The organism is Streptomyces lycii, assembly GCF_009735685.1.
In the GTDB taxonomy this organism is placed as follows: Bacteria; Actinomycetota; Actinomycetes; order Streptomycetales; family Streptomycetaceae; genus Streptomyces; species Streptomyces lycii.
Genome location: NZ_WHPN01000145.1, coordinates 1 through 708, shown reverse-complemented (window position 1 = coordinate 708; position 708 = coordinate 1). Strand labels below are relative to the sequence as shown.

Below are 708 nucleotides of genomic sequence, written 5' to 3'. Positions count from 1 at the left end.
GCCGTTCCGCCAGGATCTCCGCGAGGTGGCGGGCCCGGCGGCCGGCCAGCTGGTCCAGTTGGGTCCGGCAGGAGAAGCCGTCCGCCAGGAGTTCGGTGTCCGGGCCCGCTTCCCGTACCGACGGCAGCAGTTGCTCCTCGGCGCAGGCCACCGACACGTCGTAGTGGCCGCGTTCGAAGCCGAAGTTCCCGGCGAGGCCGCAGCAGCCGCCGCTCAGGGTGCCGGTCAGGCCGGCCCGCTCACGGAGCCTGCGTTCGGCCTCGTCGCCCAGGACGGCGTGCTGGTGGCAGTGCGTCTGACCGGCCACGGGGCGGTCCACGCGCGGCGGTTCCCACTCGGGGGCGTACTGGTCCAGAGCCTGCGCGAAGGTCTTCACCGAGGCCGCGAGCCGGGCCGCGCGGGGATCGTCGGAGAGCAGTTCCGGGAGGTCCGTGCGGAGGGCCGCCGCGCAGCTGGGCTCCAGGCCGACGACCGGAAGTCCCGCCTCCAGCGCGGGGGCCATGACGTCCAGAGTGCGCCGCATGACCCTGCGGGCGCCGTCCAGCTGCCCGGTCGAGACCCGGGTCAGGCCGCAGCACACGGGTTTCGGCGGCACGACGACACGCAGCCCGGCCGCTTCGAGCACCGTCACCGCGGCGCTGCCGACCGACGGCGACAGATGGTTGGTGAAGGTGTCGGGCCAGAGGACGACGGTGCGTTGGCGTTCCG

The 708-nt window shown here is 74.2% G+C and carries 1 protein-coding gene; it reads right to left on the bottom strand.

Annotation, left to right across the window (positions count from 1 at the left end; genetic code table 11):
* On the bottom strand, nt 1-708 hold a 708-nt coding region (locus GCU69_RS06080; protein ID WP_170315785.1), incomplete at both ends, for a (Fe-S)-binding protein.